Here is a 4,469-nt window from a genome sequence, read left to right as displayed (position 1 = left end):
ACCTATTATTAAAAACATATGCCTTTATTGGTATTTTCGGCTTATATGGTCCAATTAATGCTTTCTTAAATATATTCGGTATAGGAGAGCAACAAATACTATTTACTGATTTCAGTTTTATTTTCGTTTCGGTATATATTTTTATACCATTTATGATTCTTCCGATCTTTAACTCGCTTGATAAGTTAAATCCTTCTCTTATTGATGCAAGTAAAGATTTAGGGGCTTCTGGTTGGACAACCTTTAGAAAGGTTATCTTTCCTTTAACAACAAATGGTGTAAAGGCTGGAGTTCAGGCAGTATTTATTCCCTCGTTATCCCTATTTATGATTACCCGCTTAATCGCTGGTAACAAAGTAATTACTTTAGGAACAGCTATTGAGCAACAATTCCTTGTAACTCAAAACTGGGGAATGGGTTCAACGATCGCTGTATTCTTAATCATCTTCATGGTAATCGTAATGATTATTACAGGGCAAAGAGATAAGGGGGCAACTTCCAATGGGAAACACAAGTAAGGCAGCAAAAATATATTTAGTCCTTATTTTCGTCATTCTTTATGCTCCTATTTTTTATTTGATATTCTATTCATTTAACAGCGGCGGTACGATGAATGAATTTGACTCCTTCACATGGGAGCATTACGCAGCAGTATTTTCTGATACTCGCTTAATAATGATACTTATAAACACAGTTATAGTCGCATTACTATCGGCTTTAATTTCAACTGCAATTGGAGTTCTAGGTTCCTTAGGAATAGTTTATATTAGAAACAAATCATTGAGAAATTCGATTTTATCGTTAAATAACGTGTTAATCGTAAGTCCTGACGTTGTCATTGGGGCGTCATTTTTAATCCTATTCACAATGGTAGGAGTTAAGCTTGGATTTGCCTCTGTGCTTATTTCTCATATTGCTTTTAGTATTCCTATTGTTGTTTTAATGGTACTTCCTAAGCTTCAAGAGATGAACAGCTCATTAATCGATGCTGCAGCTGACTTAGGTGCAACTAGAAGAGACATTTTAAGAAGGGTGATCATCCCTTTCATCAAGCCAGGTATTTTCGCAGGTTTCTTTATGGCACTTACTTATTCTTTAGATGATTTTGCAGTGACCTTTTTTGTAACAGGAAATGGTTTTAGTACTCTATCTGTTGAAATTTACTCCATGGCTCGAGCTGGAATTACTTTAACAATAAATGCACTTTCAGGTATTATTTTTATCGTAACATTGTTCTTAGTTGTAGGTTACTACTTCATTAGCCAGCGAGGCGGTAAAAACCTGACAGGAATGGGGATACGTAAATGAAGGAAATTGTAAGAGCAGCTGTAGCCATTATAGTGGTATGTATCGTATTATTTATCACTAACGATTATTTAGGAAAAAGTGCAAATAATGCCGGTAGTGATACTGTTACTGTATTTAACTGGGGAGAATACATTGATCCTGAGTTGATAAACCAGTTTGAAGAAGAAACTGGATATCGTGTGGTTTATGAAACATTTGATTCAAACGAAGCCATGATGACTAAAATTGAACAAGGTGGGACTTCCTATGATATAGCTGTCCCTTCAGAGTATGCTATTGAAAAAATGAAGGAAAATGATTTACTATTGCCAATCGATCCTTCCAAGTTACCAAATCTAAAAAACGTTGATTCTTACTTTTTAGATTTACCTTTTGATCCTAAAAATGAGTTTTCTATCCCTTATTTTTGGGGAACAGTAGGAATTGTTTATAATCCTTCCCTATTGGAGGGGCAAACATTTGAAAGCTGGGATAATTTGTGGGATCCATCATTGGAAGGCAAGGTATTATTAGTAGATGGAGCACGTGAGGTTATTGGAATGGGATTAAATAGCCTAGGTTATTCCTTAAACTCTACAGATGAAAATGAGCTTCAAAGTGCTCTTGAAAAGCTTCAAGGCTTGACTCCTAATGTAAAGGCTATTATTGGTGATGAAGTAACGCAGCTGATGGTAAACGAGGAAGCAGCTGTTGCCCTTACTTGGTCTGGACAAGCAGCTGACATGATGTGGGAGAATGAAGAACTAGACTATTCTGTTCCTGAAGAAGGCTCTAATTTATGGTTTGATAATATGGTAATCCCTAAAACCTCCGCCAACGTGGATGGTGCACATGCTTTCATCAACTTCATGTTAGATTCTGAGGTTGCTGCTCAAAATGCAGATTACGTTGGTTATTCCACTCCTAATACTGCAGCGATGGAAATAATGGATGAAGAGGTTATCGCAGACGAGCGTTTCTATCCTACAGAAGAAGCTAGAGATAATTTAGAAGTTTACAAAAACCTTGGTCTCGAAATGCTAGGCCATTACAATGAATTATTCTTGAAATTTAAAATGGGAGATAATTAATCACTTTTTCGAAAAAAAGGTGTCCGTAAGTTCAGCTCTCCTAAAAAAATTATATAGAACAGTAACAAGTACGTGAATGATTGTCATTCACGTACTTGCTTTTTTTATATGCTACTAATTTTCTCTCAATGCATACGTTTTTATCAAGCATGACTAGCTTAATAGCCATTTAAGTGCCTTTATAACGGAAAAGGTTATGATAGATCCCTCTTTTCAATTTATTACATTTCCTATGATTGGAGCGGCAGGCGGCGACTCCGGTGGGATGAGAGAGACAGATAAGACATCACAACCACGCGCGTTAGCGATGGGTGATGGCTTATCGCTCACCCCACGAAAAAGCGTCCGCCGAAAGCGGAAATCTGCCATCTATCTCTACAATTCTTATCATAATGTAAACATCAAAACTTTTCGGGGCACGAAAGTATGTATTAATGGGAAAATATGATATTATCGATAGATGAATAATAGTACGAGAGAAAGCAGGAGTCATTATGACAGAGAAAAGAAATAAATTTGCATTATATATTCTGATGTTCAATATGTTTATTGTAATGTCAGGGATAGGAATTGTTATTCCAGTAATGCCTTCTTATTTAGAAACTTTTGGAGTTGCTGGGCAAGCCTTAGGTTTTATCATCGCATCCTATGCCTTAGGACAATTTATATTTTCCCCATTAGCGGGTGAACTATCTGACAAACATGGAAGAAAAAAAATGATCATTATTGGCTTGATCATCTTCGCTGTTTCACAATTATGGTTTGGGCTAGCTACACAAGAATGGATGCTTTATATTGCAAGATTTATGGGTGGAGTTGGTGGAGCGTTTTTAGTACCTGCAACGATGGCCTTTGTCGCTGACATAACAAGTTATGAAGAACGTGGGAAAGGTATGGGGTTCATTGGAGCTTCCATGTCACTAGGCTTTATGATTGGGCCGGCTATTGGAGGATTTTTAGCAGGAGTTAGTTTATCCTTTCCATTTTACATGGCAGCGGTAGTTTCTTTTCTTTCCGCAATAGTATCCTTGATCATTTTGCCTGATATTAAAAATGTAATAACTGATTTAAATCCAGCTATAAAAAAACGTGAAAATATTCTTACTCAAATGAAAAGCTCGATTTATACACCTTACTTTATGATGTTATTTATCATCTTTGTATTTTCATTTGGAATCGCTAACTTCCAGGCAACCTTCTCTTTATATGTAGATCACAAATACGAGTATAGTCCGCAAAGAATAGCCGCTATCTTAACGGTAGGTGGATTTGTGGGAGTAGTTATTCAAACAGTTGTCATCGATCGCTTATTTAAACGTTTTGGTGAATTAAACGTTATTCTTGTCAACTTAGTTGTGGGAGCCGTCTCATTAGTTCTATTCTTTTTAGTAGACTCCTTTTGGCTTATCTTGTTTTTAGCAACAGTCTTCTCGATTGCTACTACATTGATTAGACCAGCTGTTAATACCATCGTTTCTAAGCTCGCTGGCAATGAGCAGGGGTTTGCTGCTGGTATGAATAATGCTTATATGAGTTTAGGCAATATGATTGGCCCAGCACTTGCTGGTATATTATTTGACGTAAATATTAACATACCGTTTTTAGTAGGTGCGGTAATTTTACTTTGCACTTGGGTCATTACACTTGTTTGGGTTAAAAAGAAGAAACCTGTCATTCTATGATAAAAGCGCAACGGAGGATACAAACCTCTGTTGCGCTTTTTTACATTTTATCGTTTTTTCTTTTCTCTCACTAGCTTTTCCATATTACTGGACTTTGTTGTAGTGGAAGGGGTAATTGCTTTTTTAGGTTTCATAAATGGTAAAATTAGCTGTTTAAATCCAAATCTCCTGATTGTTATATCGATAAAGAAAAGGATTATCGCTATTAATATTAACATCTGTCTAATAGGCTGTTTTTCGGAGCTAGTGACATCCATATCTCGAAACGCCTCTGCTGGCTCACTTAATAGTTCTCCACCAGTTCTGTTTGTTATAAGCTGTAGTTTTTGGACATCTGGCTGTTGGACCTTATATTCTTCACTATAGGGAATAGATATTCCAGCTTGATAGACCGCGTCCTGTTCATTGG

The 4,469-nt window shown here is 36.5% G+C and carries 4 protein-coding genes and 1 pseudogene; 4 read left to right on the top strand and 1 reads right to left on the bottom strand.

What is annotated here, in order from left to right; all coding sequences use genetic code 11:
* The 4 genes from AC06OU_RS10730 to AC06OU_RS10715 all read left to right on the top strand — a co-directional run.
* Positions 1-518: ABC transporter permease (locus AC06OU_RS10730; protein WP_475855702.1), on the top strand; the 518-nt coding region annotated here is incomplete at its 5' end.
* Positions 502-1,308, top strand: a complete 807-nt coding sequence (locus AC06OU_RS10725) for an ABC transporter permease (protein ID WP_169358913.1) — start codon at positions 502-504, stop codon at positions 1,306-1,308. The genes AC06OU_RS10730 and AC06OU_RS10725, both read left to right, overlap by 17 nt.
* The gene (locus AC06OU_RS10720; RefSeq protein ID WP_475855700.1) at positions 1,305-2,378 is read left to right on the top strand and encodes an ABC transporter substrate-binding protein; all 1,074 of its coding nucleotides are present in this window, start codon (positions 1,305-1,307) and stop codon (positions 2,376-2,378) included. Before AC06OU_RS10725 ends, AC06OU_RS10720 begins: the two co-directional genes overlap by 4 nt.
* A gap of 494 nt (positions 2,379-2,872) precedes the next feature.
* Positions 2,873-4,060, top strand: coding sequence for an MFS transporter (locus AC06OU_RS10715; RefSeq protein WP_475855698.1), 1,188 nt, complete (start codon positions 2,873-2,875; stop codon positions 4,058-4,060).
* Positions 4,061-4,107: 47 nt separating this feature from the next.
* On the opposite strand, the pseudogene AC06OU_RS10710 reads toward AC06OU_RS10715, so the two are convergent.
* Positions 4,108-4,469: pseudogene (locus AC06OU_RS10710) on the bottom strand (VWA domain-containing protein); the annotation flags it as partial.

This window comes from Psychrobacillus sp., assembly GCF_056205495.1.
The sequence above is the reverse complement of the archived record's forward strand: the minus strand, read 5'-3'. Positions and strand labels throughout refer to the sequence as shown.